Origin of the sequence: Sphingopyxis sp. CCNWLW2, from assembly GCF_037095755.1 — a bacterium.
GTDB lineage: Bacteria > Pseudomonadota > Alphaproteobacteria > Sphingomonadales > Sphingomonadaceae > Sphingopyxis.
Genome location: NZ_JBAWKJ010000001.1, coordinates 378,760 through 405,661, shown reverse-complemented (window position 1 = coordinate 405,661; position 26,902 = coordinate 378,760). Strand labels below are relative to the sequence as shown.

The 26,902-nt window shown below is 65.6% G+C and carries 27 protein-coding genes, 1 tRNA gene and 1 riboswitch; of the genes, 14 read left to right on the top strand and 14 right to left on the bottom strand.

Annotated elements, in window-relative coordinates; genetic code table 11:
• Position 1 precedes the first annotated feature (1 nt).
• Complete coding sequence (gene groL / locus V8J55_RS01740; protein ID WP_336444105.1) at positions 2-1,645, top strand: chaperonin GroEL; 1,644 nt, start codon at positions 2-4, stop codon at positions 1,643-1,645.
• A 168-nt stretch (positions 1,646-1,813) separates the two neighbouring features.
• Entirely contained in the window at positions 1,814-2,581 is a 768-nt protein-coding gene (locus V8J55_RS01735) for a glutaminyl-peptide cyclotransferase (protein WP_336444104.1), read from the top strand.
• On the opposite strand, the gene V8J55_RS01730 is transcribed toward V8J55_RS01735, so the two are convergent.
• From V8J55_RS01730 to V8J55_RS01715, 4 genes are all read right to left on the bottom strand, one after another.
• Positions 2,578-3,270 carry a DJ-1/PfpI family protein gene (locus V8J55_RS01730; RefSeq protein WP_037514460.1) on the bottom strand — a complete coding sequence of 231 codons (693 nt, stop codon included), beginning with the start codon at positions 3,268-3,270 and terminating at the stop codon, positions 2,578-2,580. The genes V8J55_RS01735 and V8J55_RS01730 overlap by 4 nt on opposite strands.
• A 21-nt stretch (positions 3,271-3,291) precedes the next feature.
• Positions 3,292-3,384: riboswitch (ZMP/ZTP riboswitch) on the bottom strand.
• Positions 3,385-3,388: 4 nt separating this feature from the next.
• Positions 3,389-3,631, bottom strand: a complete 243-nt coding sequence (locus V8J55_RS01725; protein WP_152568068.1) for a hypothetical protein — start codon at positions 3,629-3,631, stop codon at positions 3,389-3,391.
• Positions 3,632-3,708: 77 nt separating this feature from the next.
• Positions 3,709-4,038, bottom strand: a complete 330-nt coding sequence (locus V8J55_RS01720) for a hypothetical protein (RefSeq protein ID WP_037514457.1) — start codon at positions 4,036-4,038, stop codon at positions 3,709-3,711.
• A gap of 180 nt (positions 4,039-4,218) precedes the next feature.
• Positions 4,219-4,560, bottom strand: coding sequence for a hypothetical protein (locus tag V8J55_RS01715; protein WP_336444103.1), 342 nt, complete (start codon positions 4,558-4,560; stop codon positions 4,219-4,221).
• Between the two features lie 228 nt (positions 4,561-4,788).
• On the opposite strand from V8J55_RS01715, the gene V8J55_RS01710 reads away from it, so the two are divergent.
• The 6 genes from V8J55_RS01710 to V8J55_RS01685 all read left to right on the top strand — a co-directional run bounded on the left by V8J55_RS01710 (position 4,789) and on the right by V8J55_RS01685 (position 12,084).
• Entirely contained in the window at positions 4,789-5,775 is a 987-nt protein-coding gene (locus tag V8J55_RS01710) for an ArsR/SmtB family transcription factor (RefSeq protein ID WP_037514455.1), read from the top strand.
• The gene (metF, locus tag V8J55_RS01705; RefSeq protein ID WP_037514454.1) at positions 5,772-6,713 is read left to right on the top strand and encodes a methylenetetrahydrofolate reductase; all 942 of its coding nucleotides are present in this window, start codon (positions 5,772-5,774) and stop codon (positions 6,711-6,713) included. Before V8J55_RS01710 ends, metF begins: the two co-directional genes overlap by 4 nt.
• Positions 6,710-7,774 (top strand): homocysteine S-methyltransferase family protein, encoded by a 1,065-nt coding sequence (locus V8J55_RS01700; RefSeq protein WP_037514453.1) that lies wholly within the window; start codon positions 6,710-6,712, stop codon positions 7,772-7,774. Before metF ends, V8J55_RS01700 begins: the two co-directional genes overlap by 4 nt.
• Positions 7,775-7,778: 4 nt before the next feature.
• Positions 7,779-8,303 (top strand): GNAT family N-acetyltransferase, encoded by a 525-nt coding sequence (locus V8J55_RS01695; protein WP_336444102.1) that lies wholly within the window; start codon positions 7,779-7,781, stop codon positions 8,301-8,303.
• A gap of 22 nt (positions 8,304-8,325) precedes the next feature.
• Positions 8,326-10,944 (top strand): methionine synthase, encoded by a 2,619-nt coding sequence (gene metH, locus V8J55_RS01690; RefSeq protein ID WP_336444101.1) that lies wholly within the window; start codon positions 8,326-8,328, stop codon positions 10,942-10,944.
• A 180-nt stretch (positions 10,945-11,124) separates the two neighbouring features.
• Entirely contained in the window at positions 11,125-12,084 is a 960-nt protein-coding gene (locus tag V8J55_RS01685) for a right-handed parallel beta-helix repeat-containing protein (protein WP_336444100.1), read from the top strand.
• Here V8J55_RS01685 and V8J55_RS01680 read toward each other — a convergent pair.
• From V8J55_RS01680 to V8J55_RS01660, 5 genes are all read right to left on the bottom strand, one after another.
• Entirely contained in the window at positions 12,081-12,587 is a 507-nt protein-coding gene (locus tag V8J55_RS01680; RefSeq protein WP_336444099.1) for a YbjN domain-containing protein, read from the bottom strand. The genes V8J55_RS01685 and V8J55_RS01680 overlap by 4 nt on opposite strands.
• A 137-nt stretch (positions 12,588-12,724) precedes the next feature.
• A complete protein-coding gene (locus V8J55_RS01675; protein ID WP_336444098.1) occupies positions 12,725-13,072 on the bottom strand; it encodes an accessory factor UbiK family protein in 348 nt (115 codons plus the stop codon).
• A 36-nt stretch (positions 13,073-13,108) separates the two neighbouring features.
• Positions 13,109-13,660: a TspO/MBR family protein gene (locus V8J55_RS01670; RefSeq protein ID WP_336444097.1), complete on the bottom strand. Its 552-nt coding sequence runs from the start codon at positions 13,658-13,660 to the stop codon at positions 13,109-13,111.
• Between the two features lie 60 nt (positions 13,661-13,720).
• Complete coding sequence (locus V8J55_RS01665) at positions 13,721-14,461, bottom strand: TlyA family RNA methyltransferase (RefSeq protein WP_336444096.1); 741 nt, start codon at positions 14,459-14,461, stop codon at positions 13,721-13,723.
• Positions 14,461-16,524: a protein-disulfide reductase DsbD family protein gene (locus V8J55_RS01660; protein WP_443030781.1), complete on the bottom strand. Its 2,064-nt coding sequence runs from the start codon at positions 16,522-16,524 to the stop codon at positions 14,461-14,463. Before V8J55_RS01660 ends, V8J55_RS01665 begins: the two co-directional genes overlap by 1 nt.
• Positions 16,525-16,673: 149 nt before the next feature.
• Here V8J55_RS01660 and V8J55_RS01655 point away from each other — a divergent pair, with 149 nt between their 5' ends.
• Positions 16,674-18,305 carry an alkaline phosphatase family protein gene (locus V8J55_RS01655; RefSeq protein WP_336445691.1) on the top strand — a complete coding sequence of 544 codons (1,632 nt, stop codon included), beginning with the start codon at positions 16,674-16,676 and terminating at the stop codon, positions 18,303-18,305.
• A 19-nt stretch (positions 18,306-18,324) separates the two neighbouring features.
• Complete coding sequence (locus tag V8J55_RS01650; protein ID WP_336444094.1) at positions 18,325-19,155, top strand: pyrroline-5-carboxylate reductase family protein; 831 nt, start codon at positions 18,325-18,327, stop codon at positions 19,153-19,155.
• A 1-nt stretch (position 19,156) separates the two neighbouring features.
• On the opposite strand, the gene V8J55_RS01645 is transcribed toward V8J55_RS01650, so the two are convergent.
• Complete coding sequence (locus V8J55_RS01645; protein WP_336444093.1) at positions 19,157-19,669, bottom strand: MarR family winged helix-turn-helix transcriptional regulator; 513 nt, start codon at positions 19,667-19,669, stop codon at positions 19,157-19,159.
• A 77-nt stretch (positions 19,670-19,746) separates the two neighbouring features.
• Between V8J55_RS01645 and V8J55_RS01640 the strand changes: the two genes are divergently transcribed.
• Positions 19,747-20,832, top strand: a complete 1,086-nt coding sequence (locus V8J55_RS01640) for a branched-chain amino acid aminotransferase (protein ID WP_137890406.1) — start codon at positions 19,747-19,749, stop codon at positions 20,830-20,832.
• 56 nt (positions 20,833-20,888) lie between these two features.
• Positions 20,889-20,963, top strand: a tRNA-Gln gene (locus V8J55_RS01635).
• Positions 20,964-21,036: 73 nt separating this feature from the next.
• Here the strand turns inward: V8J55_RS01635 and V8J55_RS01630 are convergent.
• Positions 21,037-21,228, bottom strand: coding sequence for a hypothetical protein (locus V8J55_RS01630; protein WP_336444092.1), 192 nt, complete (start codon positions 21,226-21,228; stop codon positions 21,037-21,039).
• Here V8J55_RS01630 and V8J55_RS01625 point away from each other — a divergent pair.
• Positions 21,223-21,771, top strand: a complete 549-nt coding sequence (locus tag V8J55_RS01625) for a hypothetical protein (protein WP_336444091.1) — start codon at positions 21,223-21,225, stop codon at positions 21,769-21,771. The genes V8J55_RS01630 and V8J55_RS01625 overlap by 6 nt on opposite strands.
• 28 nt (positions 21,772-21,799) lie before the next feature.
• Complete coding sequence (locus V8J55_RS01620) at positions 21,800-22,156, top strand: hypothetical protein (RefSeq protein WP_336444090.1); 357 nt, start codon at positions 21,800-21,802, stop codon at positions 22,154-22,156.
• 135 nt (positions 22,157-22,291) lie between these two features.
• On the opposite strand, the gene sciP is transcribed toward V8J55_RS01620, so the two are convergent.
• The 3 genes from sciP to V8J55_RS01605 form a co-directional block, all read right to left on the bottom strand.
• Positions 22,292-22,573: a CtrA inhibitor SciP gene (sciP, locus tag V8J55_RS01615; protein ID WP_336444089.1), complete on the bottom strand. Its 282-nt coding sequence runs from the start codon at positions 22,571-22,573 to the stop codon at positions 22,292-22,294.
• 210 nt (positions 22,574-22,783) lie between these two features.
• A complete protein-coding gene (locus V8J55_RS01610) occupies positions 22,784-23,245 on the bottom strand; it encodes a MaoC family dehydratase (protein WP_336444088.1) in 462 nt (153 codons plus the stop codon).
• Between the two features lie 238 nt (positions 23,246-23,483).
• Entirely contained in the window at positions 23,484-26,468 is a 2,985-nt protein-coding gene (locus V8J55_RS01605; RefSeq protein ID WP_336444087.1) for a TonB-dependent receptor plug domain-containing protein, read from the bottom strand.
• Positions 26,469-26,902 lie beyond the last annotated feature (434 nt).

Below are 26,902 nucleotides of genomic sequence, written 5' to 3'. Positions count from 1 at the left end.
CATGGCTGCTAAAGACGTAAAATTCAGCCGCGACGCGCGTGAGCGCATCCTGCGCGGCGTCGACACCCTCGCCGACGCGGTGAAGGTGACCCTCGGTCCCAAGGGCCGTAACGTCGTGATCGACAAGAGCTTCGGCGCGCCCCGCATCACCAAGGACGGCGTCACCGTCGCCAAGGAAATCGAACTCAAGGACAAGTTCGAGAATATGGGTGCCCAGATGCTGCGCGAAGTCGCATCGAAGGCGAACGACAAGGCCGGCGACGGCACCACCACCGCGACCGTTCTCGCCCAGGCGATCGTGCGCGAAGGCATGAAGTCGGTTGCCGCCGGCATGAACCCGATGGACCTGAAGCGCGGCATCGACCTCGCGGTCGGCAAGGTCGTCGAAACGATCAAGGCACAGTCGAAGCCCGTTTCGGGCACCGCTGAAATCGCCCAGGTCGGCATCATCTCGGCCAATGGCGACAAGGAAGTCGGCGACAAGATCGCCGAAGCCATGGAAAAGGTCGGCAAGGAAGGCGTGATCACCGTCGAGGAAGCCAAGGGCCTCGATTTCGAACTCGACGTCGTCGAAGGCATGCAGTTCGACCGCGGTTACCTGTCGCCCTACTTCATCACCAACCCCGAAAAGATGCTCGTCGAGCTTTCGGATCCGTACATCCTGATCTTCGAAAAGAAGCTGTCGAACCTCCAGTCGATGCTTCCGATCCTCGAAGCCGTGGTGCAGTCGGGCCGTCCGCTCCTCATCATCGCCGAAGACATCGAAGGCGAAGCGCTCGCCACGCTGGTGGTCAACCGCCTGCGCGGCGGCCTCAAGGTCGCGGCCGTCAAGGCGCCGGGCTTCGGCGATCGCCGCAAGGCGATGCTGCAGGACATCGCGATCCTCACCGCCGGTGAAATGATCAGCGAAGACCTGGGCATCAAGCTTGAGTCGGTCACGCTGAACATGCTCGGCCAGGCGAAGCGCGTCACGATCGACAAGGACAACACCACCATCGTCGATGGTGCTGGCGACCATGATGCGATCAAGGGCCGCGTCGAACAGATCCGCGCGCAGATCGAAACGACGACCAGCGACTACGACAAGGAAAAGCTGCAGGAACGTCTGGCGAAGCTCGCCGGCGGTGTTGCCGTGATCAAGGTCGGCGGCGCTTCGGAAGTCGAAGTGAAGGAACGCAAGGATCGCGTCGACGACGCCCTCCACGCGACCCGCGCTGCGGTCGAAGAAGGCATCGTCCCCGGCGGCGGTACGGCGCTTCTGTACGCGACGAAGGCTCTCGACGGCATGTCGGGCGTCAACGAAGACCAGACCCGCGGCATCGACATCATCCGTCGCGCGCTGCAGGCTCCGGTTCGCCAGATCGCCGAAAACGCAGGCTTCGACGGCGGTGTCGTCGCGGGCAAGCTGTTCGACCAGAACGACAGCAACTTCGGCTTCAACGCCTCGACCGACGTCTATGAAGACCTGGTCAAGGCCGGTGTCATCGACCCGACCAAGGTCGTCCGCACCGCGCTGCAGGACGCCGCCTCGGTTGCCGGTCTGCTCATCACGACCGAAGCCGGCATTGCCGAAACGCCCGACGACAAGCCCGCCATGCCCATGGGCGGCGGCGGCATGGGCGGCATGGGCGGCATGGACTTCTAAGTCCAAACCGTTCGGCAACTCAGCCAAAGAAAAAGAGGGCCGGGGGAGAAATCCTCCGGCCCTTTTTTCGTGCCGCCCCACTCATCGTCACCCCGGATCAAGTCCGGGGTGACGAAATAGGGGAGGAGACCATTGCCAGCTTACGGGGACGCGCATAGCTAGGCAGCGATGATCTTCGTCCTCGCTCTCGCCCTGCTCGCCGATCCTCCGGCCGCGGCAACGCCCGCGTCGGCGCCGATCGAACGCTGCGGATACCGCATCGTCGAAACCTTCCCGCACAACGCGACCAGCTTCACCCAGGGGCTCTTCTGGGACGAGGGGCATCTTTATGAGGCCACCGGCCAATATGGTCAGTCGCGCGTGGCACGGCTCGACCTCAAGACCGGCAAGGCGCTGGCGCAGACAAAGCTGCCGTCGGACCAGTTCGGTGAGGGCATCACGCGCTGGGGCGACCAGATCATCGGCGTGACCTGGCAGGGCGGCGTCGGCAATCGCTGGTCGATCAAGGATCTGAAACGCGTCGGCACCTTCAAATATGAAGGCGAGGGCTGGGGCTTGACGATGGTCGACGGCAGTCTGGTGCTCAGCGACGGCACGACCGAACTCCGCTTCTTCGATCCCGCGACGATGAAGGAGCAGAGGCGCGTCACGGTGCGCTTCGGCGGCCGGCCGATCTCGATGATCAACGAGCTGGAGACGATCGACGGCCAGATCTGGGCGAATGTGTGGATGACCGACTTCATCGTCCGCATCGATCCCGCGACCGGCAACGTCGTCTCGCTCGTCGACCTGACGGGGCTCAAGGCCGATGCGGGTGTCAGCGGGACCGACAGCGTGCTCAACGGCATTGCCTGGGACGCGAAAACGAAGCGCCTGTTCGTCACCGGCAAATATTGGCCGAAACTTTACGAAATCGCGCTCGCGGGCTGCCGCTAGCCGCCCGTCAGCGCCGCCTCCATCCGCGCCGCGGCGGCGTCATAGACATGCTCTTTCAATCCCGCGGTGATCGCCTTGGGCGCGCGGTCGGGATGGCCGCCGGGGAAGGGCGGCGCGGGATCATATTCGATCGCGAGCTGGATCGCCTGTGCGACCGCGTCGCCGCGCAGCCGGGCGATCAGAGTCAGCGCGAAATCGAGCCCCGAGGTGACGCCGCCGCTGGTCACGACATTCCCGTCCTCGACGACACGCGCCTTCACCGGCTCGGCACCGACGAGCGGCAGCAGATGGGTATAGCCCCAGTGCGTCGTCGCGCGCTTGCCGTCGAGCAGCCCGGCGCGACCGAGCAGAAAGGCGCCGGTGCAGACGCTCGTCACCCACTCGGCGCCCGCCGCCTGTCGCACGATGAAATCTATCGTCGCGGGGTCGCCCAATGCGTCGGCGACGCCATGGCCACCGGGGATGCAGAGAATGTCGGCCTGTGGCGCGTCCGCGAAATCATGCGTCGGCACGATCGCAAAGCCGCTGTCGGTCATAATCGGATCGAGGTTGGCCGCGGCGCCCGCGAGCCTGGCACCGGGCATGCGCGATAGCGCCTGCGCGGGCGCGGTGAAATCGAGCTGGGTGATACCGGGAAAGAGCAGGAAGACGACGGTGGTGCCGGGCGTGGTGGCGGGCGTATCGGTCATGCGGATGTCCTTGCGCTGGCGATGGATCACCCAGGCGCGCGGCTCAAGACAGCCTGCCGGCCGGCCCCGCTTCCCGATGGGATTCCATCTTCAGCGCCAGTCGCGGGGCGCGCTCAACCTATCCGCTCGGTGCGGCGAGGGGAAGGCGCAATTTGTCGGCCTTTGCCGTGTCGTCCACCGCCTTGCCCGGCTCGGCCGGCGCGGCGCTGTCGCGGCTTTCGAGCATTTCGGCGGCATCGTCGAGCGCCTTCGCCTCGCTGACGGTCACGCCGCCGGGACCCGGCTCATTGTCGGTGCGGCTGCATCCCGTCGTCAGGATCAGCATCGCGAGCGCGGGGCCCGCCATCCGAAGGTCGATCATCGCATGCGCTCCCATGAAAAAGGGCTCCATCCGTGGTGGATGGAGCCCCGATATCAGCCCGAAGGCGTGCCGACGACTTACTTCTTGTCGTTGGCTTCGGCCTTCTTGGTTTCTTCGGCGATATTGGCGCCGGCCTTGTCGGCGGCTTCGCCAGCGGCGTTCACGGTGCCTTCGACGGCGTTGCCGGCCTTGTCGGCGGCGGCGGCGGTCGCATCGGCGGCTTCGTCGGCGGCAGCAGCCGTCGCGTCGGCAGCGCCAGCGGCGGCGTCGGCAGCGGCATCGCCAGCGGCGGCGGCGTCATCGGCGGCCGAAGTGGCGGTTTCCGAAGCGGCGTCCTGGGTCTTTTCCGAGCAGGCGGCGAGGCTGAAGGCCGCGGCGGCCATCGAGGCGATGATGATCTTGCGCATGATATTCCTTTCGAATGCAATGGCCGGGCGACGGCCATAGGGACTGAGAGGTAACGACGGATCAGGGGCTTGGCAACTGCGCCGATTGATACCTGCGGCGAATGAAAAAGGGGCCACCGGCGAACCGGCGACCCCCCTTTTTCTTTGGCATTTCTTCGGCCTGAAGGGCCGAAAAGATGCTTACTTCTTGGCTTCTTCCAGCGCGCCCTTGGCAGCATCGGCAGCTTCCTTGGCAGCGCCGGCAGCTTCGGTCGCCTTGTCAGCAGCCTTGGTGGCCGCATCGGCGCCCGCGTCGGCAGCAGCCGCACCAGCGGCGTCGGCAGCGGCGCCGGCTTCGCCAGCAGCAGCGGCGGTCGCGTCGGCAGCGCCTTCGGCCGCTTCCATCGCGCCATCAGCAGCGCCTTCGACGGTCGCAGCTGCATCTTCGGTTGCGGCAGCCGTGTCGTCGGCGGCCTTTTCGGCGCAAGCAGCGAGGCCCATCGAGGCGGCGAGGACGAGCGACAGAGTGATCGATTTCTTCATTTGGGAATACCCCTCTCGGTTTGAACTGACCGATCGGCACAGGACTGATCGATCCCGAAATTTGCCAATCGCGCGCAGAATTACCCCCTCGCCAAATGGCACGCAACGCCCTTTTTGCCCGAGCCCGGGTGTTTCGTCGTAATTCGGTCCCGGCTGAAGGGTGTGTGGCGGAAATAGGCGAGCGGCGCTTGGTTGACCGGATATAAAGAAAGCTTTATATGTTGCCCCATGAGCGAGCTGATCGACATTTTCCGTGCCCTCGCGGACCCGACGCGATTGCGAGTCGTCGCGCTTTTGCGCGAGATGGAGCTCGCGATCGGCGAATTGGCGGTCGTGCTCGACCAAAGCCAGCCGCGCGTGTCGCGCCATGTCCGGATCCTTGTCGAGGCCGGGATCGTCGAGCGGCGGCGCGAAGGAAGCTGGGTTTTCCTGCGCATCGCGAACGGCGGGCCGGTCGCCGACATTATCGGGCAAGCCGAAAAATGGCCCTTCTCCGCGCGTGAGACGCGGGTCATCGCGCATGATGCGCGGCGGCTGGCGGCGGTGCGCGACGAGCGCGCCGCGTCCGCCGAACGCTATTTCGCCGAACATGCCGCCGAATGGGATGCGATCCGCTCGCGTCACGTCGCCGAAAGCGAGGTCGAGGCTGCGATGCTGGCGATGATGCACAACCGCCGGCTCGGGCACCTGCTCGACATCGGCACCGGCACCGGCCGGATGGCCGAAATCTTCGCGCCGACCGCGCGCCGCATCACCGCGCTCGATCGCAGCCCCGAAATGCTGCGCATCGCGCGCACCAAGCTGGCGGGGCAATCGGTTCCCGTCGACCTGCTCCAGGGCGACTTCCTGAATTTGCCGGTCGCCGACGCGAGCATCGACAGCATCGTCATCCATCAGGCGCTGCATTTCGCGCACGAGCCCGACCGCGTGATCGCCGAGGCGAGCCGCGTGCTGCGCGGCGGCGGCCATTTGCTCGTCGTCGACTTTGCGCCGCACGAGGATGAAGAGTTGCGTAACTTTGCGGCGCACGCACGCCTCGGCTTTTCGGACGCGCAGATCCGCGGCTGGTTCGCGTCGGCCGGGCTGCTGCTGGAAAATACCCAGACGCTGGAAGGTGGGGAGCTGGCCGTGAAGCTATGGCTCGGCCGCCGTCGCAGCGATGAAGATCAACCTCCCGTCATTGGTGACGGACAAAATAAAAGGCTTGCGGCATGACGTCGAACTTGAACTCGCTGGCGGAGGCGCGCCGCGCCGCGGCGTCGCCGCTGTTCGCCAATCTCGAAGGCGACATCGGCGTCAGCTTCGAATTTTTCCCGCCCAAGACCGAGAAGATGGAAGCGCAGCTGTGGGATACCTTCCGCACGCTCGAGCCGCTCGGCCCGAGCTTCGTGTCGGTCACTTATGGCGCGGGTGGATCGACGCGCGAGCGCACGCATGCGACCGTCGCGCGCATCGCCGCCGAAAGCGCCGTTCCGCCTGCCGCGCACCTGACCTGCGTCGAGGCCTCGCGCGCCGAGATCGACGAGGTCGCGCAGGCCTATTGGGACGCCGGGGTGCGGCATATTGTCGCGCTGCGCGGCGATGTCCCGGGCGGCGCGCCGTACCGCGCGCATCCCGACGGCTATGCCAATGCGATCGAACTCGTCGCGGGGCTGAAGGCGATTGCGCCGTTCGACATTTCGGTCGCCGCCTACCCCGAAACGCATCCCGACGCCGATTGTCCGCAGTCCGATCTCGACAACCTCAAGCGCAAGCTCGATGCGGGCGCGACGCGCGCGATCACGCAATTCTTCTTCTCGCCCGACAGCTTCCTGCGCTTTCGCGACGCGGCGGCGGCGGCTGGCATCGACGCGCCGATCATCCCTGGCATCCTGCCCGTGTCGAACGTGTCGCAGACACGGCGCATGGCCGATATGTGCGGCACCGCGATCCCCGCGTGGATGATCTCGCTGTTCGAGGGGCTCGACGACCTGCCCGCTGCGCGCCAGCTTGTCGCGGCGACGATCGCCGCTGAAATGTGCCGCCGTCTCTATGCGGGCGGGGTGCGCGATTTTCACTTCTACACGCTCAACCGCGCCGAACTGAGCTACGCCATCTGCCACCTCTTGGGCCTGCGCCCGGCGGCGGCGCCCGCGACGGAGAAAGCCGCATGACCGCCAATTTGACGAGCAGCGCACGCGAAGCCCTGCAGGCGGCGGCGAAGGAGCGCATCCTGCTGACCGACGGCGGCTGGGGAACGCAGATCCAGCTCCGCAAGCTGGTCGAGGCCGACTATGCCGGCAACCTCGGGCTGTCGCACGATCAGAAGGGCAACAACGACATCCTCGCGCTGACGCGCCCTGACGTCGTCACCGCGATCGGCGAAGCCTATCTGGCGGCGGGGTCGGACATTGTGTCGACCAACACCTTCAGCGCCAACACCATCAGTCAGGCCGATTATGGCGCCGAGCATCTGGTCGCCGACATCAACCACGAAAGTGCGCGACTGGGGCGCGAAGCGGCCGATCGCTATCAGGAGCGGGATGGCCGCCGCCGCTTCATCGCGGGCGCGGTCGGGCCGACGAACAAGACGCTGTCGCTGTCGCCCGACGTCAACAATCCCGGCTATCGCGAGATCGACTTCGACGAGCTCAAGAATGTCTATCTCGATCAGGTCGTGGCCTTGGCCGAAGGCGGTGCCGACTTCATCCTGATCGAGACGATCTTCGACACGCTCAACGCCAAGGCGGGGATCGCCGCGACGCTCGAGGCCGAAGCGAAGGTCGGGCGCGAACTGCCGCTGATGATCTCGATGACGCTCACCGACCTCAGCGGCCGCAACCTGTCGGGGCACACGGTCGAGGCCTTCTGGTACGCGGTACGCCACGCGAAGCCGCTGACGATCGGGCTCAACTGCTCGTTCGGTGCGTCGCAGCTGCGCCCGCATGTCCGCGTGCTCTCCGACATCGCCGACGCGCTGGTGATGGTCTATCCGAACGCGGGCCTGCCCAACGAGCTGGGCGAATATGACGAGATGCCCGACACGACCGCGGGACTCGTGCGCGAATGGGCCGAGCATGGGCAGGTCAATATCCTCGGCGGCTGCTGCGGTTCGACGCCAGCGCATATTGCGGCGATGGCGAAGGCGATCGAGGGGCTCGCTCCGCGTGCGATTCCCGAAGTACCGGTGCGCACGCGGCTCGCGGGGCTCGAGCCCTTCACTATGGCGGCCTGAACCGATGACCGACAATCCGACATGGACGGTCCGCGAAGCCGGAGCGGATGACGCATCGGCGCTCGCGCTGATCGGCGCCGCGACCTTTCTTGAAACCTTCGCGGGCATCCTCGACGGCGATGCGATCGTCGGCCACTGCGCTGCACAGCATAGTGAAGCGGCCTATCTGGCCTATCTCGCAGACGGGGGTCGGGCATGGATCGCCGAGGCGCAGCCCGGCGGCGCGCCGATCGGGTTCGCGTTGGTCGGCAAGCCCGATCTCGCCGCCGCACTTGAGGGCGATATCGAGTTGAAGCGCATCTATTCGCTGTCGCGGTTCCACGGCTCGGGGCTCGGCGCGGCGTTAATGAAACAGGCGCTGGAGGCCGCGCGCGGCCATCGCCGTCTGCTTCTTGGCGTCTATGCCGGAAACCAGCGCGCGCTCGCTTTCTATCGCAAACAGGGGTTCGCTGACCTCAGCACGCGCCAGTTCAATGTCGGCGGCAAGCTTTACGACGATCTCGTCCTCGCCCGCCCGCTCGCTGCCTAATACTCAGTTTCAGGATTATCCGATGACCACCGCCGCCTCTTCCAGCTTCGTCAATATCGGCGAGCGCACCAACGTTACCGGATCGGCGGCGTTCAAGAAGCTGATCCTCGCCGACGATTATACCGCGGCGGTCGAGGTCGCGCGCCAGCAGGTCGAAAATGGCGCGCAGGTCATCGACGTCAACATGGACGAAGGCCTGCTCGACGCCGAATATGCGATGACGACCTTTTTGAAACTCATCGCCGCCGAACCCGACATCGCGCGCATACCAGTGATGATCGACAGCTCGAAATGGAGCGTCATCGAGGCGGGGCTGAAATGCGTGCCCGGAAAGCCGATCGTCAATTCGATCAGCATGAAGGAGGGCGAGGAGCAATTCCTGAGCCATGCGCGCAAATGCATGGCCTATGGCGCCGCGGTCGTCGTGATGGCGTTCGACGAGGTCGGGCAGGCCGACACGAAGGAGCGCAAGATCGAGATTTGCGAACGCGCCTATAAATTGCTGATGACGATTGGCTTTCCGCCCGAGGATATCATCTTCGACCCCAATGTGTTCGCGGTCGCGACCGGGCTGGAAGAGCATGACAATTATGCGGTCGACTTCATCGAGGCGGTGAAGGAAATCCGTGTCCGCTGCCCGCACGTCCATTTCTCGGGCGGCCTCTCGAACCTGTCCTTCGGCTTTCGCGGCAATGAGGTCGTGCGCCGCGCGATGCACAGCGTCTTCCTCTATTATGCGATCCCCGCCGGGCTCGACATGGCGATCGTCAACGCGGGCCAGCTCGACGTTTACGACACGATCGACCCCGAACTGCGCCAGGCGGTCGAGGACGTCGTGCTCAACCGCAAGGTCGAGGGCGAGGCCGAAAGCCCGACCGAACGGCTGATCGCGCTCGCCGAGCGTTACAAGGGTAGCAACCCCGCACAGGAAAAGGCCGCCGAGGAATGGCGCGGCTGGGAAGTCGCGAAGCGGCTCGAACATGCGCTGGTCAAGGGCATCGACGCCTATGTCGTCGACGATACCGAGGAAATGCGCCTGCTGATGCCGCGCCCGATCGAGGTGATCGAAGGGCCGCTGATGGACGGCATGAACGTCGTCGGCGACCTGTTCGGGTCGGGCAAGATGTTCCTGCCGCAGGTGGTGAAATCGGCGCGCGTGATGAAGAAGGCGGTCGCGCACCTGCTGCCCTTCATCGAGGCATCGAAGGAGCCGGGCGCGAAGGGCAAGGGCAAGGTCGTGATGGCGACCGTGAAGGGCGACGTCCACGACATCGGCAAGAATATCGTCGGCGTGGTGCTTCAGTGCAACGGGTTCGAGATCGTCGACCTCGGCGTGATGGTGCCCTGGTCGAAAATCCTCGAGGCGGCGAACGAGAATGACGCCGACATGATCGGCCTTTCGGGCCTGATCACCCCCTCGCTCGACGAGATGGTGACGGTGGCTGAGGAGATGCAGCGCGCGGGGATGACGATGCCGCTGTTGATCGGCGGCGCGACGACGTCGAAGGTCCATACCGCGCTGCGCATCGATCCAGCCTATCAGGGACCGGTGCTCCATGTCCTGGACGCGAGCCGCGCGGTCGGTGTTGCGACCTCGCTGGTCAGCGACACCGGGCGCGAAGCCTATGTGCAGGGCTATAAGGATGATTATGCCCATGTCCGCGACGTGCGCGCGGGCAAGGGACAGAGCGTGCTGCACACCCTCGAAGAGGCGCGCGCCAATTATTACGACGCCTATCTCAGCGACAAGCCGGCGCCGCCGCTGCAACCCGGGCTGCACCGCTTTGACGACTGGTCACTCGACGATTTGCGCGAATGCATCGACTGGACGCCCTTTTTCCGCGCGTGGGAGCTGCACGGCACATACCCGTCGATCCTTGAAGACGATGTGGTCGGCGAGACGGCGCAGGCGCTCAAGGCCGATGCCGACGCGATGCTCGACAGACTGATCGCCGAAAAATGGCTGACTGCACGCGGCGTCTGCGCCTTCTGGCCGTGCGCGCGCGACGGCGACAGCGTCACCATCCACCTCGCCGAGGAGGAGCGTCATGTGACGCTCCCCTTCCTGCGCCAGCAGATCAAGAAGAGCCGCGACCGCGCCAATATGTGCCTCGCCGATTTCATCGATCCGGCGGGCGACTGGATGGGCGGCTTCGCGGTCGGCATCCACGGCATCGAGCCGCATTCGGAGCGTTTCCGCGCCGACAAGGACGATTATTCGGATATCCTGCTGAAGGCGCTCGCCGACCGCTTCGCCGAGGCTTTCGCCGAGCGGCTGCATCAGCATGTGCGTACCGAGCTATGGGGTTATGCGCCCGGCGAGCAGCTGACCAACGAGGCGCTGATCAAGGAAGAATATCGCGGTATCCGTCCGGCGCCCGGCTATCCGGCATGCCCCGACCACAGCCTGAAGCCGATCCTGTTCGATCTGCTTCAGGCGGGCGACAATGCCGGGCTCGTGCTGACCGAAAGCTTTGCGATGCTGCCGACGGCGGCGGTCAGCGGCTTCTATTTCGGGCATCCCGAAAGCCAGTATTTCGGCGTCGCACGGATCGGGAGTGACCAGCTCGAAGACTATGCGCAGCGGCGCGGCGTCGACATCGAAACCGCGACGCGCTGGCTGCGGCCAAATTTGGACTGAGACCCGTCGCCCCCGCGAAGGCGGGGGCCGCAGTCGGCCGCAGGCGAGGTTGCCAGCGGCCCCCGCCTTCGCGGGGGCGACGATTAACTGCTGTATTCCGGCCTGTCCAAAAAGGGGACGGCTTCCCGATTAACCAGCTTCGCCAACGACTGGGCCCGCGAAAGCCGCTATGGGCGCCGCATGTTCAAGGCAATTTTCCGTCGGCCGTTGCTGCCGCTCTTCGCCCTCCCGCTGCTCCTCGCGCCGGTGCCGCTGCCCGCGCAGTCGGGCGTCGCACCCTACAGCGTCGATGGCCGCAGTTTCGGACGGCTGCAGGACGCCGTCGATGCGATCGGCGAGGGCGAGGGCACGATCCGCGTCGCCGCGGGCTATCATCGCGACTGCGCGGTGCAGACCGCGGGCCGTATCGCTTTCGTCGCGGTCGAACCCGGCCGGGCGATCTTCGACGGCGTGACGTGCGAGGGCAAGGCGGCGCTGGTGCTGCGCGGCGCCCGGGCGCGCGTCGACGGGATCGTGTTCCAGAATATGCGCGTCCCCGACGGCAATGGCGCGGGCATCCGCCTCGAACGAAGTAATCTCGACGTCGTGAACAGCCTGTTCCGGGGCAGCGAGGAAGGCATCCTCACCGCTGACGATCCGGCGGCGACGCTGACGATCGACCGTTCGACCTTCTCGCGCCTCGGCCGCTGCGACCGCGGCCTCAGCTGCGCGCACAGCGTCTACACCGGCGTCTACGGCCGCGTCGTCGTCACGCGCACGCGCTTCGAGAAGGGCAGCGGCGGCCATTATCTCAAGACCCGCTCGCCGCGCGTCGAAATCCGCGACAACAGCTTCGACGATACGCAGGGCACCGCGACCAATTACCTGATCGACCTGCCTGCGGGATCGACCGGGCGGATCGCAAACAACCTGATGATCCAGGGACGCGACAAGGAAAATTACGGGGCGCTGATCGCGATCGCGGCCGAGGCGCGCGACAATCCGTCGCGCGGGCTGGTCATCGAAGGCAATCGTGCGAGCGTTCCGCAAGGCACCGGCCGCAAGACGCTCTTCGTCGCCGACTGGAGCGGCGAGGCGCTGGCGATCGGGCCGAACGAACTCGGGCCGGGGCTGACCCGCTTCGAAAAAATATCGGGTTAGGCTTCGCCGCGCGTTTCGATCAGCGACGCGGCGAGCGCTTCGGCGGGCGATTTGCCGCCCCACAGCACGAACTGGAACACCGGGTAAAAGCGCTCGCATTCGTCGATCGCGCTTTCGATCAGCGTCTCGGTGAGGTCGAGCGGCAGCGACGCGTCGGCGCCGAGCAGCATGCCGTGGCGGAACAGAATCGTGCCGCTGTTCGACCACAGCTCGAAATGGCCGAGCCAGAGCTGTTCGTTGATCAGCGCGAGCGCCTCATGCGCGGCGGCGCGCTTGTCTTCGACGACGCGGATGTCGGGAAAGGCGAGGAGCTGGATGACGCCGTCGTCGGCGCGCCACACTGCGCGCAGCTCATAGGTCGTCCAGCTTCCCTGCGCGGTCGCGACGATCTCGTCCTCGCCCACCATCTCGTGCGGCCAGTCGTGTGCGGCGAAATAGGATGCCAGCATCTCCATCGGGGCCGCGTCCTGGCCGTCTTCGTCGTCGTAAATATCGTCACTCATGCGCGCGCCTTTAGCGGGAAACGGAAAGAGTGGCGAGTCTGTAACCCTCACCACAAATCGTCTCCCCGGCGTAGGCCGGGGTCTCGCCTTCGCGTCCGAACGCACCGTGGAGATCCCGGCCTGCGCCGGGATGACGATTATTTTTTCGGGGCGGCTTTCGGCTTTGCCGCAGGCTTGGCTGCGGGTTTCGCCGCCGGCTTCGCAGCAGCAGGCTTTGCCGCAGCCTTCGGTGCCGTCGCGGGCTTCGCCACGCCCTCGAGCTTGTCGAGCCGCGCCTTCAGCGCTTCGGCTTCGGCGCGCGCGGTGGCGGCCATTTTCTTCACCGCCTCGAATTCCTCGCGGCTGACGAAATCCATGCGGCCGACCCATTCCTTGGCACGGTCGCGCATCGCGGACTCGGCTTCGCGGCCGGCGCCGGCAACAGTTCCGGCGATGCCGTTCACCATCTTGGCGAGGTCGTCAAAAAAGCGGTTTTCGCTCTGCATGTCTCATATTCCTTCGTCGGGGCTATCCCCTTGCCGTCACCCTATCTGGGTGCTCGCGGCGGCGGGGACAAGGGTTTCGGCATCGGGATTGCGCTGATCGATCTGGAAATTGAGGATCGCGGCAAAGCTGAGCCAGATCATATAGGGGACGAGCAGCCACGCCGCGGCCTTGCGGATCGGTGCAAAGGCGAAGGCGGTGGCGACCGTCACCATCAGGATGAAGATGATCACATAGAGCGCGGTCGTCACCTGATGCTGTCCGAAAAACAGCGGCGACCAGGCGAAATTGGCGATGAGCTGGACGAAGAAGAGCAGCAGCGCAAAGCCGCGCCCCTTCGCGCCACGTGCGTGGAGGATCATCGCGAGCGAGAGGCCGAGGCAGATGTAGAGGAGCGGCCACACGGTGGCGAACACCCAGCCCGGCGGGGTGATCGGCGGCAGGTCGAGCGACGCGAACCAGCGATTGCCGTAACCGCTGTTCGACAAGAGGCCCGACAGGCTCCCCGCGAGCACGATCGCCGGAACCGTGACGAGCGCCCAGCGCAGATAAGACATGCGAAGCTGCCCCGGCGTTGCGATTTCGGTCATCTCCGCATTATCCCCCACACGCGAATCCGTTGCATGGTGTCGCGATTGTGCGGCGCAGCGTCAAGCGGCTCGCTTCACCGCAGCGATCAGAAATTCCACATTTCCTTCGGGGCCAGTGATCGGGCTTTCGACGAGGTCGACGACGTGCCAGCCTTCGCCGGTCAGCCAGCCCTGCACTTCGGCGCAAACGCGCGCGTGCACCGCGGCGTCGCGAACGACGCCCTTCTTGCCGACCTCGTGCCGTTCAGCTTCGAACTGCGGCTTGATCAGCGCGACCATCCGCGCGCCGGGCTTGGCGAAGGACATCGGCACGGGAAGCACCTTCGACAGGGCGATAAAGCTCGCGTCGCAGACGATCAAGTCGATCGGTTCGGGGATGTGCGCGGGTGTCAGGATGCGCGCGCTCGTCTGTTCATGGACGATGACGCGTTCGTCCTGCCGCAGCTTCCACGCGAGCTGGTTGGTGCCCGAATCCACCGCATAGACGCGCGCCGTGCCGCGGCTGAGCAGCACGTCGGTAAAACCGCCCGTCGATGATCCGACGTCGATCGCGACCGCGCCGGCCACGTCCCAGTCAAGATGGGTCAGCGCATGGTCGAGCTTGATCCCGCCGCGCGACACCCATGGATGGTCGCGGCCCTTGACGCTGATCTCTGCATCCTCGGCGACCTGCTGCCCCGCCTTGTCGATCTTGCGGTCGCCGACAAAGGCGAGCCCCGCAAGGATCAGCGCCTGCGCGCGCGTCCGGCTTTCGGCCAGGCCGCGGTCGACGAGCAGCTGGTCGGCGCGCTGCTTCGCCATCAGGACTTCGCCTTGTCGCTGAGTAGGCCGGGCGTCAGAATCTGCGGCAGGATTTCGGGCTTCGCTGCGCCCGGCGCGTACCAGAGGTAAAGCGGCACGCTGTTGCGGCCATGCTCGGCGAGCGTCCGCGTGATCACCGGGTCGCCGTTCGTCCAGTCGCCGACCAGCGTAACGACACCCGCCTTGGCGAACGCCTCCTGCACCGCCTCGCGATTAATCGCCCCCGCTTCGTTCGCCTTGCACGACAGGCACCAGTCGGCGGTGAAATAGACGAACACCGGCTTGCCGGTGGCGCGCGCCTTGGTGAGTGCGTCGGGGGAGAAGGTCGATCCGGCGCCGTTGGCGGTGCGTTCGGCTTCGGCGACTTCGGTCACCGTGCCCGCGAGGCTGACAAGCAAGAGCAGTCCCGAGGCGTAGAGCAACCACGACCGCCGGTCGCCGCGCTGGATCGCGCCGTAATGCGTGAGCAGGACAAGCGCCATGGCGACCGCGAGGATCGGCCAAATGAGCTGCTCGCCGCCGCCGAGTTGCCGCCAGAGCAGCCATGCCAGCGCGAGCGTGGTGAGCCCCATCGGCAGCGCCATCCATTTGCGGAAGCGATCCATCCACGGTCCCGGCTTCGGCAGCCGGTTCCTGAGCGCGGGCACAAAGCCGATCGCGAGGAAGGGAAGGGCGAGGCCCAGTCCCAGGCCGCCGAAGATCGGCAGCGCCGCCCACGCCGGCAGCACCAGCGTCGCGCCGAGCGCCGCGCCGAGCAGCGGGCCGCTGCACGGCGTCGCGACGAAAGCGGCGAGCGCGCCGGTCCAGAAGCCGCCCGCCGCACCGCCCTTGTCGACCAGCGCCTGTCCGCGGCCGAAGGATGGGAGCTCATAGGCGCCGAGCAGGTTCAATGTAATCGCCAGCGAAAGGATCAGCAGCGCGAGCACGCTCACCGGATGCTGCAGTTGGAATGCCCAACCAACCTGCTCGCCCGCTGCGCGGAGCGCGAGCAGCGCGCCGCCGAGGAACAGCGCGGTGACGATAGCACCTGCGGTGTAGGCAAGCGCCTCGACCTTCGCACTCCGCGCATCGCCGCCCGAGCGCGCGAGGCTTAGTGCCTTGAGGCTCAATATCGGAAAGACGCACGGCATCAGGTTGAGGATCAGCCCGCCGAGGATCGCGCCGCCGAGCGCGGTCCAGAACAGCCCCATATCGATGCCGCCGTCTTTCCCGGCGATGGCCTCGCCGGCGGCGGGAACCGCGCCGGGTTCGAGCGTCAACGACAGCCCGCGCCCGCCGCCGAGTTTGAGCAGCGCCGAAACAGGCCCCGCCTTTTCGCCCTTCACGCGCGTTTCGACGATGATGTGATCGCCATTGCGGCTGAAGCGTTGCGGCGCGGCATAGTCGACGACATCCTGCGTCTCGACGAACAGGTGCGGCGCGTCGATCGCGGTGCTGGCGGGGAGGGGGATGGCAAAGCGCACCATGTCGCCTTTCCGCTCCCATCTGCCGTGGCGGTCGAGCGGCTGCGGCAGCAGCGCGCGCCAGCCGTCGAAGCGGGTACGCTCGGCGGGCGCGATCTTGCCATCGCCCGCTTTCAGCGTGACCGAAATCACCGCTTTTTCGGGGACGCACACCTTGTCGGTACAGGCGAGCCAGTTCGCGACGCCCGACAATGTCAGGTCGGTGCCGGGTACTATGCTTTTGTCGACCTGCACCTCGGCGAGCAGCGCATAGGGGTGTTCGTAGACATGGTTCATCATGCCGAAGAGGATCAGCGCGTCGGGCACCGGATAGCGGAAGGGCGCGATCGTCACGCCCTCGGGGGCGTTCCATTCGACCGACAGGCCGAAACCCGCGTCGCCGCCATTCGCCCAATAGCCGTGCCAGGTCGGCTCGGGTGCCATCGTCAGCGCGAGTGTCGTGCTGCTGCCGGGGGCGGGGGCGGCCGACTCGGCGACCAGTTTCGGCTGAATATGCGTCGATTGCGCCTGCGCCGGGCTCATGGTGATGAACGACAGCGCCAGCAAAGCCAGCACGGTTTGCCATGCGCGTGTCACAAAAGCCTCACTTGTCAAATTCATGCTCTGCCTGCGCCCGTTCATCGTTCGAAGGCTTGCCATATAGGCGGCTTTCGACGAGAGGACAGCCCGCGCTTTTTGGGGCCATACCCCGCCATCATTTGGAGAAGCCGTCCGTGAAGCTGAAATATCTGTCCACTGCCCTTGCCACCATGCTTTGTGTTGCCGCTGCCGGAACCGGTCTTGCGCAGAATTCGGCGCCGCCGGTACAGAAGGTTACCGCCATGACCCCGGCGCCGAAGCTTGTCGTGATGATCGCGGTCGATCAATTTTCAGCCGACCTTTTTGCCGAATATCGCGGGCGCTTCACCGGCGGCCTCGCGCGGCTCGCGTCGGGGATCGTCTTCCCGTCGGGCTATCAGGCGCACGGCGCGACCGAAACCTGCCCCGGCCATTCGACGATCTTGACCGGCAACCACCCCGCGCACACGGGGATCGTCGCCAATAATTATTTCGACCTGTCGGTCGCCCGCGAAGACAAGCGCGTCTATTGCGCCGAGGATGAGACGGTCGCGGGCACGACGTCGAAGAGCGGCCAATATGCGCCGTCGGTGAACCATCTGCTCGTCCCGACGCTCGGCGATCTGATGAAGGCGCGCGATCCGAAGGCGCAGGTCGTCTCGGTATCGGGCAAGGATCGTTCGGCGATTATGATGGGTGGGCGGCAAGCCGACGAACTCATGTGGCTCGCCCCTACAGGGCTCACCAGCTATCGCGGCACCACTTTGTCGGCGGCCGCGCAGCAGGCCAGCACCGTGATCGCCGCCGCGATCAACCAGCCGCGCCCGGCGCTGACGCTGCCCGCCGATTGCACCGCCCACGACATCGCGATCCCGCTCGACAAGGGCGGCTCGGTCGGCACCGGCCGCATGGCGCGCGACGCTGGTGATTTCCGCCGCTTCCAGGCATCGCCCGAAGCCGACGGCGCGGTGCTCGCGACCGCCGCCGCGCTGCGCCAGGTGCGCAAGATGGGCGAGGGCAGCAGCACGGATCTGCTCATCGTCGGCCTGTCGGCGACCGACTATGTCGGCCACGGCACCGGCACCGAGGGTAGCGAAATGTGCATCCAGATGGCGGGGCTCGACCGTGAGCTCGGCGATTTCTTCGCGCGGCTCGATGCCACCGGGATCGACTATGTCGTCGCGCTGACCGCCGATCACGGCGGCCACGACCTGCCCGAACGCAACCGCCAGAACGCCTGGCCCGACGCGCAGCGCGTCGACAAGGCGCTGAACCCCGGTGCGGTCGGCAAGGAGGTCGCCGAAAAGCTCGGTCTGCCGCAGCCTCTTCTCTATGGTGACGACGGCGACTTTCATTTCGCAAAGACGCTGACGGCGGCGCAGCGCAAGGCCGCGCTTGCCGAAATCCTGCCGCGCCTGCGCGCGCATCCGCAGATCGAGGCGGTGGTGACGCGCGACGAGCTGGAGGCGCATCCGATCTCGAAGCGCGCGCCCGATACGTGGAGCCTGCTCGACAAGCTGCGCGCCTCTTACAACCCGCAGCGTTCGGGTGATTTCATCATCGCGTTGAAGCCGCGGGTCACGCCGATCCCCGAATCGGGTATCGGCTATGTCGCGACGCACGGGTCGGTGTGGGATTATGACCGCCGCGTGCCGATCCTCTTCTGGCGCAAGGGGCTCGCCGGTTTCGAACAGCCCAACGCCGTGATGACGGTCGATATCATGCCGACGCTGGCTTCGGTTATCGGTATGCCCGTCGATGCGAACAAGATTGATGGCCGCTGCCTCGACCTGCTGTCGGGCCCCGAGAGCAGCTGTCGATAAACGAAGAAAAGAATGACCTATGACCAAAGCATTGCGGAATTTCTCCGGCCGGTTCCTGCTCGTCGGATGCGGCAATATGGCGGGCGCAATGCTCGATCGCTGGCTGGCGGCGGGTCTCGACCCGGCGCTGGTCGCGATCGTCGATCCCTATGCGGCGCCGCGTGCGGGCATCGTCCAGCACGCGTCGCTGGGTGAATGGCAGGCCGCGGGGGGCAGCGCCGACTGGATCATGCTTGGCATGAAGCCGCAACAGCTGGGCGACGTCGCCGATGTGCTGGCGCCGCTCGCGACCGGCAAGGTTCACCTGCTCTCGATCCTCGCGGGTGTGTCGCTCGTCGATCTGGCGGCACGCTTCCCCGATGCCGGCGCGCAGGTCCGTATCCTGCCGAACCTCGCTGCGCGCATCGGCGCCGGGGTGTCGGCGGTCGCGACGCTGGGCGATGCCGACGATGTAGCGATCGACGCGCTGCTGGACACCTTGGGCAAGACGGTGCGGCTCGCCGACGATTCGACGATGGATCTCGTCACCGCTTTCACCGGCAGCGGCCCGGCCTTTGTCTTCCGCCTGATCGAATCCTATGCGGCCGCGGGCGAACGGCTTGGCCTGTCGGCCGAAGACGCGCTGGCGCTCGCGACCGCGACGTTCGGCGGCGCGACCGCGCTGCTCGCCGACAGCGGCGAAAAGCCGGGCGTGCTGATCGCGCAGGTCGCGAGCAAGGGCGGGACGACGCAGGCCGGGCTCGACGTGCTCGACAGCGACGGCCAGCTTGCGGCTTTGCTCACCAACGTGCTGCGCGCGGCGCGGGATCGCGGGCGCGAGCTTGCGGATATTGCGCGCGGCGAAGGGTAATCTAGCCCGTATCTTTCCCCAGCATCGCGATCCGCCGCCGCTCGCGCGGCGGCACCAGCGCCTCGCTGACCTGCCAGAAGCCCGTCACCGCCTGCTGCCCCGCATGCGTATAGGCGCGGCTCATCGTGTCGCGCAGCATGCCGAAAATCACCGTCTCGGCGGCGCGGCCGGCATCGGTCAGGCGCAGCTCCTTTTGCCGCCGGTCGCGATTGCCCGGGCGCGTCGTCAGATATTCGCGCGCCTCCAATTCCTTCACCACCCGCCCGAGCGACTGTTTGGTGATGCCGAGCAAGGCGAGCAGGTCCGAAATCGTCAGCCCCGGCTGCCGCGCGATGAAATAGAGCGCGCGGTAATGGGCGCGCCCCAGCTCCTTTTCGGCGAGCCGCGCATCGATCGCGCGCCATAGCGAGGCGTGCGCGAAAAAGAGGAATTCGATACCGCGGCGCACTTCGTCTTCGCGCAAGAAAAGAGCAGAGGCAGCGGGTACTTGTGAAAGAAAATTTTCATCCGGCATAGTCGCTACCGTTGCGCGCCGCGCCCGTCTTTGGCAAGAGGCGCGCTCCATAAACCCGCAAACACAGGTGTTTCCGCATGTCCGCTCCCGCCTTCACCCATCTGCCGCACCCCAATCTGATCGCGGACGATGTACGGGCGGCGGCGATTGCCGATCCTGCATTCGGGCGCGTCTTCACCGATCATATGGTGTCGATCCGCTATACCGAGGGGCAGGGCTGGCACGATGCGCAGGTGATGCCGCGCGGCCCGCTGTCGCTCGATCCCGCGACCGCGGTGCTCCATTATGCGCAGGAAATTTTCGAAGGGCTGAAGGCCTATCGCCTCGACGACGGCTCGATGGCGCTGTTCCGCGTCGAGGCCAATGCCGCGCGTTTCAACGCGAGCGCGCGCCGCATGGCGATGGCTGAACTGCCCGAGGAATTGTTCATCGCCGCGGTGAAGGAAGCGGTGGCCGCCGACGCGCACTGGTTCCCGCAGGTCGACGGCGGCGCGCTGTACCTCCGCCCCTTCATGTTCGCGAGCGAAGTGTTCCTCGGCGTGAAGCCCGCGGCCGAATATCAGTTCCTCGTCATCACCTCGCCGGTGGGCAATTATTTCAAGTCGGGCGCCCCCGCGATTTCGCTCTGGGTGTCGGAGGATTATACCCGCGCCGCGCCGGGCGGCACCGGCGCCGCCAAATGCGGCGGCAACTACGCCTCCAGCCTCGTCGCGCAGCGTGAGGCGATCGCCAAGGGGCACGATCAGGTCGTCTTCCTCGACGCCGCCGAACGTCGCTGGATCGAGGAACTGGGCGGCATGAACATGTTCTTCGTCTTCGACGACGGCAGCATCGTCACCCCGCCGCTGACGGGCACGATCCTGCCCGGCATCACGCGCGAGACGATCATCACGCTGGCGCGCGACGCCGGGCTGACGGTGCGCGAGGAACCCTATGCGATCGACCAGTGGCAGGCCGATGCGGAAAGCGGCAAGCTGACCGAAAGCTTCGCCTGCGGCACCGCCGCGGTGGTGACCCCGGTGGGCAAGGTGACGCGCGGTGAGAGCAGCTTCACGATCGGCGCCGGCGGCCCGGGACAAGTGACGACGAAGCTCAAGGACAAGCTCGTCGACATCCAACGCGGCCGCGCCGCCGATCCGCACGGCTGGGTTACCCGGCTCTGACTGGCTAGCTTGCCAAGCGGCCGAGAGGCGCTATAGACGCGCTCGCACCGGCCTGTTGGGGCGTCGCCAAGTGGTAAGGCAGCGGCTTTTGATGCCGCCATTCGCAGGTTCGAATCCTGCCGCCCCAGCCAGCCGAATCTTCGCGATTTGGCTGAAAACATGGAAATTCCGGTGCCAAGCGGAGTCTGTCACGGCGGCAGCCCGTCAGGTTCGGGCCAATCGGCTGGCGCCCGAACGCATGACCAGCTTCCGCTTTTCCACCATCGCGCCCTTCTTCAGCAGCGAGGACGTCGGCTCGCCGCGTCCGTTGCACGGCCGGGCAACATCGCATTTGGCACGCGGCCGTGCGGTGCGGCACGCACGGGCATATTTGTTCGACAGGAGCGCTTCATGCACAAATCCTTCGGCCCGATCGCAGCGCTTTTCCTTGCGAGCGCGATGCCGCTCGCCGGCCCCGCCGCGCAGGCGCAGGAGCCAGCGTCTGCCGCTTCGCTGGTCGTGGGTGCCAAGGTTTATGACCAGAATGGCGAAGAAGTGGGCCAGATCGCCAAAGTGTCGGGAGACAGGGTGGCCGTGTCGATTGACGGCAACGGGCTGGTGGTTCCGAAGAATGCCTTTGTGAAGAGCGCGAAGGGCCCGGCGCTGAAAGCCCCGAAGCAGAAGATCGTCGCCGTCCTGAGGCAGGCCGAGGCCGATGCGGCGGCGGTCGACGGAGCCTTGAAGCCGGGCGCCGAAGTGCGGAGCGCTGACGGCGCCGCGGTACTCGGCAAGGTTACGGCGATCGCGCCGCAGGGCGCGGTGCTGGCGACCAGCGAAGGCAATATCACCATGCCGCGCGCCGCATTCTTCCTGTCGGCGAGGGGATTGGCGATGAAGGTCGATGAAAAGCAGTTTCTCGCGGGCGTCAGGGCGGCGCGCGCGCAGAAGAAGGGCGGCTGATCCCGCCCGCGCTCGAAGGGAGAATGAGATGGCGCTCGAAAAGGAGCTTTATGACATCGAGCGAGAATTCTGGCTCGACGGCAAAGATCATTTCCTGAAGCATGTCGACCGCCGGTGCCTGCTCGCCTTTCCGCAGGCGGGAGAAATGCACGCGGTGCATTCGCGCGAAGAGGTCGCGGCGACGGCGACCAGCGCCAACCGTTGGCGTGACCTGACGATGGGGGATCGTCAACTTCTGGACAATGACGAAGATTTTGCGATCATCAGCTACCGGGCGGATGTGACGCGCGCCGATGGCGAGCCCTATGCGGCGCTTGTCAGCTCAGCCTATGTGCGGCGCCCCGGTGGTTGGAAGCTGGCGTTTCACCAGCATTCGCCGATATGATCGGCGACTAGTCGCTGGCCGTCGGTGCGCAGAGTCGGCGAAGCAAAGCATTTGGAAAGGGCGGCGCGAGAGGGACCAGTCTGCCCGCGCCGCCCAGCCGTCGCCGGGCGTGTGGGGACGCCCGACATCGATTGATCATCTGCCCAACCGATTACGATATTCCTGCGTTCTCGTGATACGAAGGCCGGGGATGCCCGCGCGATCGATCGACCGCCGCCAGCCGGCAAGTTCCTCGACGCTCAGCCGGTATCGCGCACAGGCCTCGTTCTGGCTGAGCAATCCGCCCTCGATCGCGGCCAGCACTTCAGCCTTGCGGCGGCTGACCCAGTGCGCCGTGGACGAGGACGGCAGATCGTCGAGAGTGAGCCGGCCCAGCGGCCCCATGACCGATGCCGGCCTTGTTTCATATTCGAGCACTGCGAACTCTCCATTCGCGCGGCCTGCGCCGCTTTGTGCCCCCCGCTCGAAATGTGCAGGAAGGGGGTTAACAAAAACTTGCCGGAAGGCGCGCGATGCGGTGAACCGTTCGTCGCCGCTGAGACGGTCGAGGCCCTGTCGCAGGCTCGAACTGCCTCAATGTCGCCCCTCGCCGACGGGCAGCTATCGGCCGGTTGCGGCTACAGCAGCTTAGCTATCGATGTCGGGCCGGGTTGGCATTTGAATGAGGTTGGTGAACGCCATTGCGACCGCGCCCTCCTGATTGGTAACGGTCATTCGCATGGTCAGCACGCCCCGGTCCGGCTTGCTTCTGGAAAGGGCGATGTTGACGACCTCGCGCGTGATGCGAAGCACATCGCCGGGCCGCACGGGTACGCGCCACGTCAGATCGTCGATTTTGAGGCCAAGAAGCGGCGTGCTCCCGAACGGGGCGGCTTCGACAAAATCGCGCATCACGACGGAGGCCACGTGCCAACCGCTGGCAATGATGCCGCCAAAGCGACCGTTCGCGGCCGCCGCGGTGTCGATGTGCATCGGCTGGGGATCATATTCGCTTGCGAAGCGGATGATATCCGCCTCGGTCATCTCGATCGGGCCGCCATGCCATTTCTGGCCGACCTGCAAATCATCCAGAAAAAGCGATTTCGACATGGGGGCTCCGTTGTTCGCGGCGCGGTTGGGACCCGCAGCGGGACACCGGCCGCGAGAATTTCGCGGCCGCCTATAGTCCATGCTGGTGCCCGCCTCAATCGTGCAGGCCGGCTGTGGCACGTCTGTCATTTCCGTTGTCGGACGGGCCGATTTTCGTTCGCCCCGAACGAACCCCCGACCGGCCAACAAAAAAAAGGGAGGGCCACGGGGTGCCCTCCCGTCTTTCGTTCGTCCCGCGTCACTTCATCTTGAAGCGGACGCCCACACGGAAGCTGCGGCCAAGCAGGTCCGAATAGGTGCTGTTCGCGGCGAGGCCGGTTTCGGGCAGCAGGATCGGATCGGTGTCGAACACATTGGTGACGTTGACGAAGAATTCGGCGTCGCCCTTGGCCATCGCGTCGAACTTGAACGTCGCGTTGAGGTCGACGTAGGTCGCGCCGTCAATGCTGTTGTCCTCGTAGGTCGGGAACTGGTTGGTCGAGATCGGGCAGCTGGTCCCACATTCGATGCCCGTGGCATCGTACCTGCCGTCGCTCACGCCTCGCGCCGTCGCGGTCAGCGAGAAATCGTCGGTGTCGTAGGACGCGGTGAAGCGGTAGATCCACTTCGGCGTGATCGATTGCGTGCCGGTGCCGACACCCAGCGTCCCGACGGAGTTGAGCGGCACGAAGCCGGGCACGCCTGTTGTGACGATGTTGTCGATATAGCGCGTCGCCAGGCCGCGCAGGGTGAAATTGCCCCCGGCGAGGGGCATCCGATACGCCGCTTCCAGATCGACGCCGCGCATGACGAGGCTGGAGAAATTGACCGGCTGGCGGCTGATCAGGACGCGCGAAGGATTGGCGGGGTCAGGCGTGATTGCCGCGCAGAAGTCCGCGAGCCCCTCGAAACAGCGGTTGACGATGTCGTCCGCGCTGAGGCTGTCGATCGCTTGTTTCACCTTGATGTCAAAATAGTCGGCCGACACGCTGAAGCCGGGAATGAAGCGGGGTGTGAAGACCGCGCCGACGTTCCACGAATCCGCTTTCTCCGGTCTCAGATCCAGATTGCCCGTGATCGTGCCCAGGTATGAGAGGCTGGAGCCGTAGGTGCCGGTCCCCGGCCCCACTCCCGGGAAGAACGGGTTGGTGACGGTCGAGGTGTTGGCGGTACCCGCCTGGAACAGCTCGTTCAGGTTGGGCGCGCGAATGTCGCGCGAGCGCGTGGCGCGCAGTCGAATGTCGTCGATGGGCTGCCAGGTCGCACCCAGCTTCCACGTCGTGACATAGCCCGAGGTCGAATAATCGGTACCGCGCACCGCCCCGTTGAACTCGAGTCCAAAGCCCAGCGGCACGACCGTTTCGAGATAGGCTTCCTTGACGTCGTAGCTGCCCTTGCTGGGGCGGTAGTTGCCGACCGACCAATTGCTGGTCGATGCGCCGGTGGCCGGGTTGAAGATGGGTTGGAACTCGGCGGGCACGGACCCGTCGATCTCTTCCTTGCGGTATTCGGCGCCGATCGCGATGCTGACGTCGCCCGCCCAAGTCGCGAAAGGCGTGAGCGACAGGTTGGCGCCAACCACGGTCTGTTCGAGCGTCTGATCGCGGAACGGATCGCCGAGGATATAATCGACCGCCGCCGGATCGGCGACGCCAATGCCCAGCAGGTTGAGCGGGCGGCAGGCGGGATCGTCGTCCGCCGCGCTGGCGTTGACGTTGATAAGGCACTGGATCGAACCGACCGGAAGGCCGCGCGGGTTGCCGGCCGGCGCGAACACGGCGGCGAGCGCGTTGTTTCTCTTCACCGTTTGCTGGATATTGGTCAGTTGCTCGTGCAACTCGGCGCGGCCGTACTGGGCATAGACGTCCCAGCCCGCCGGTTTTCCGAAAGCCTCGAAATCACCCTCTGCGCCGATCAAATAGCGCTGCACCTTGCGCTCGTTGTTCGAGCCGCGGCCGGGCAAGTCGACGGCGGTCGTCGCGAGTGTGGCGCTGGTCAGGCCCGCCAGCGCTGTCGGTCCGAGCGCATTATAGAGGAATGCGTTGCACGTCGTCGGGGCGGCCGCCGCGGTCGCCGCCGTGCCGCAACCCGTCGCGCTCAGCGAAAGGCCGGTCATCAGGTTCGGACCCGCGTTGAACAATGTTTTCTGCTGATTGTACGAGGCCTCCGCGAAAAGCGTGACCCCGTCGCTGACCTCGAAGCTCAGCCGGCCGAAGAGGCCATAGCGGTCTTCTTCGGGGCTGAGGCCGATGCGGCGGCCCGAATCATTGACCTGCCAGTCGCCGCCTTGCGTCAACGACGGAGTGGACGAGCAGGCGGGCGAAGGAAACGTCAAGGCGCCGTACTGGTACTGGTTGATCGACCCACCCCCGCCGAAATAGGTCCCGCATAGCCGTGAAGATGGTACGTTGGCAGGGGTTCCACCGGCAGGGTTCGGGATCATGCTGCCCGTGATAAGGCCGCCCGGCGTTGAGTTCGCCGCGCCGACCTGGGTCCGGAGCAGATATCGGGGCACGGTGCTGTTGGCCGTCCAGGCCGGGTTCTGGATCCGCACGAAGCCGGTGTGGTTCCAGTCGCGATCGACCTGGAAGATGCCGTCCGAGTGGGCGATCTCGCCCGCCACGATCAGGCGGCCACGGCCATCGGCGAACTTCAAGCCGGCGGCAATGCTCGCCGAATAGTTGAAGCCGTCGCCCTCATCGGTCACGCCGACATCGCCGGATAGCTTCAGCCCGCTGAAGTCTTTGTTCAGGATGAAGTTGGTCACCCCCGCAACCGCGTCGGAGCCATAGGCGGCCGAGGCACCGCCCGTGACCACTTCGACGCGTTCCACCAGTGACTGTGGGATCGTGTTGATGTCGACCACGCCGCTGGCGGTCGAACCCACGGACCGCCGCCCGTCGATCAGCACGAGCGTACGTACGGTGCCCAGGCTGCGCAGGTTGAGCGCATTGATGCCGGCGATGCCGTTACTAAGCTCGAGGCGCGAGTTCGACGGACGGATCGACGCCGCGAGTGCCGGCATCTGGTTGACGAAGTCCGCGATGTTGTTGGTCGGCGAGCTGTTCTGGATATCTTCCTGCGTCAGCACCATCACCGGCGTCGGCGCCTCGAAGCCGTCGCGTGTGACGCGCGAGCCGGTGACGACGATCTGTTCGACGGGCGCCGCTTCGACGCTGTCCGGGGCGGCGGTCACCTCCTGCGCCAGCGCCGGGGCACTATGGACCAGCGCGATGGCGGTCATCGCCGCTCCGATCCGGCCCGTGCGGCCCAGCGGTCGACGAATTCGTTCAAAATTACGCATGTCAGCAGTCCCCTTTTGCCCAAAGGGCCGAGCCACACGCCGCCCGAGGCGTGCCCCGGCCTTGTGCCGGGTTGGCTGCCCTGTTTTGTCCTACCTGTTCGTTCGGCGGATGCTTGGCTCCGCCTTCTTATATTTGGTGATGTTCGTTATACGGTCCGGCCATCGTCGCAGCCGAGGCGCGCAGACAGCCGATTTCGTGACAACGAGGTTACAGGGTGGTTGCGGGGGGTCAACAGCTTGGCCGCTAACCTGGCGATATGGACATATAGCCCGAAGATATGGCGTCGCTGAATAGCTTGCAGTTATAGGACGCAGCCCGCTTGCTATGGCCCTGCGGTGCGATGCTGCGATAGGGTCGCGGTTCGTGATTTTGA

Coding starts and splice junctions, on each gene's coding strand:
- groL (WP_336444105.1), top strand. CDS start 2: ATGGCTGCTAAAGACGTAAAATTCAGCCGCGACGCGCGTGAGCGCATC.
- V8J55_RS01735 (WP_336444104.1), top strand. CDS start 1,814: ATGATCTTCGTCCTCGCTCTCGCCCTGCTCGCCGATCCTCCGGCCGCG.
- V8J55_RS01730 (WP_037514460.1), bottom strand. CDS start 3,270: ATGACCGATACGCCCGCCACCACGCCCGGCACCACCGTCGTCTTCCTG.
- V8J55_RS01725 (WP_152568068.1), bottom strand. CDS start 3,631: ATGATCGACCTTCGGATGGCGGGCCCCGCGCTCGCGATGCTGATCCTG.
- V8J55_RS01720 (WP_037514457.1), bottom strand. CDS start 4,038: ATGCGCAAGATCATCATCGCCTCGATGGCCGCCGCGGCCTTCAGCCTC.
- V8J55_RS01715 (WP_336444103.1), bottom strand. CDS start 4,560: ATGAAGAAATCGATCACTCTGTCGCTCGTCCTCGCCGCCTCGATGGGC.
- V8J55_RS01710 (WP_037514455.1), top strand. CDS start 4,789: ATGAGCGAGCTGATCGACATTTTCCGTGCCCTCGCGGACCCGACGCGA.
- metF (WP_037514454.1), top strand. CDS start 5,772: ATGACGTCGAACTTGAACTCGCTGGCGGAGGCGCGCCGCGCCGCGGCG.
- V8J55_RS01700 (WP_037514453.1), top strand. CDS start 6,710: ATGACCGCCAATTTGACGAGCAGCGCACGCGAAGCCCTGCAGGCGGCG.
- V8J55_RS01695 (WP_336444102.1), top strand. CDS start 7,779: ATGACCGACAATCCGACATGGACGGTCCGCGAAGCCGGAGCGGATGAC.
- metH (WP_336444101.1), top strand. CDS start 8,326: ATGACCACCGCCGCCTCTTCCAGCTTCGTCAATATCGGCGAGCGCACC.
- V8J55_RS01685 (WP_336444100.1), top strand. CDS start 11,125: ATGTTCAAGGCAATTTTCCGTCGGCCGTTGCTGCCGCTCTTCGCCCTC.
- V8J55_RS01680 (WP_336444099.1), bottom strand. CDS start 12,587: ATGAGTGACGATATTTACGACGACGAAGACGGCCAGGACGCGGCCCCG.
- V8J55_RS01675 (WP_336444098.1), bottom strand. CDS start 13,072: ATGCAGAGCGAAAACCGCTTTTTTGACGACCTCGCCAAGATGGTGAAC.
- V8J55_RS01670 (WP_336444097.1), bottom strand. CDS start 13,660: ATGACCGAAATCGCAACGCCGGGGCAGCTTCGCATGTCTTATCTGCGC.
- V8J55_RS01665 (WP_336444096.1), bottom strand. CDS start 14,461: ATGGCGAAGCAGCGCGCCGACCAGCTGCTCGTCGACCGCGGCCTGGCC.
- V8J55_RS01660 (WP_443030781.1), bottom strand. CDS start 16,524: ATGAATTTGACAAGTGAGGCTTTTGTGACACGCGCATGGCAAACCGTG.
- V8J55_RS01655 (WP_336445691.1), top strand. CDS start 16,674: ATGCTTTGTGTTGCCGCTGCCGGAACCGGTCTTGCGCAGAATTCGGCG.
- V8J55_RS01650 (WP_336444094.1), top strand. CDS start 18,325: ATGACCAAAGCATTGCGGAATTTCTCCGGCCGGTTCCTGCTCGTCGGA.
- V8J55_RS01645 (WP_336444093.1), bottom strand. CDS start 19,669: ATGCCGGATGAAAATTTTCTTTCACAAGTACCCGCTGCCTCTGCTCTT.
- V8J55_RS01640 (WP_137890406.1), top strand. CDS start 19,747: ATGTCCGCTCCCGCCTTCACCCATCTGCCGCACCCCAATCTGATCGCG.
- V8J55_RS01625 (WP_336444091.1), top strand. CDS start 21,223: ATGCACAAATCCTTCGGCCCGATCGCAGCGCTTTTCCTTGCGAGCGCG.
- V8J55_RS01620 (WP_336444090.1), top strand. CDS start 21,800: ATGGCGCTCGAAAAGGAGCTTTATGACATCGAGCGAGAATTCTGGCTC.
- V8J55_RS01610 (WP_336444088.1), bottom strand. CDS start 23,245: ATGTCGAAATCGCTTTTTCTGGATGATTTGCAGGTCGGCCAGAAATGG.
- V8J55_RS01605 (WP_336444087.1), bottom strand. CDS start 26,468: ATGACCGCCATCGCGCTGGTCCATAGTGCCCCGGCGCTGGCGCAGGAG.